The organism is Vibrio sp. 10N.222.55.C6 (genome assembly GCF_041473395.1).
Classification (GTDB): Bacteria; Pseudomonadota; Gammaproteobacteria; order Enterobacterales; family Vibrionaceae; genus Vibrio; species Vibrio crassostreae_C.
In genome coordinates this window covers 1-347 of the sequence record NZ_JBFRSD010000239.1, presented here as the reverse complement: position 1 = coordinate 347, position 347 = coordinate 1, and the positions used below count along the sequence as shown (strand labels likewise).

Genomic DNA, 347 nt, shown 5'->3' with positions numbered 1-347 from the left:
TACGGTTGCACCAATCCATTACAGCCCATACGTTGAGTCAGATTCGGCAGGTACATATCTCATTGCTACAGACTCAAACAACCTACAACCTGTTCCCGCTTTAATCTCTCGCTATGCAATCACATCATCGCCCGATTTTAGTGAAGTTGACGGTGTACAAGGCGACGATTGGGAAAAGCTTGCCAACAATAGTCCACTAGCGACATTAGTTACTGTGAATCTATAAAAAAGGTGCGAACTTTAACAGTTCGCCCATCTAGTCTCTGTACATCTATCGTACTTCTGAGTGTAAGATGAAATCGCAACCACCGTTATCTTGCCCGTCTTTTCATCCACCGTGACAATTT

1 protein-coding gene is annotated in these 347 nt (G+C 43.8%); it reads left to right on the top strand.

The genetic code is table 11. The features are described 5' to 3' along the window. Positions 1–226: hypothetical protein (locus AB4486_RS23455; protein ID WP_372118950.1), on the top strand; the 226-nt coding region annotated here is incomplete at its 5' end. Positions 227–347 lie beyond the last annotated feature (121 nt).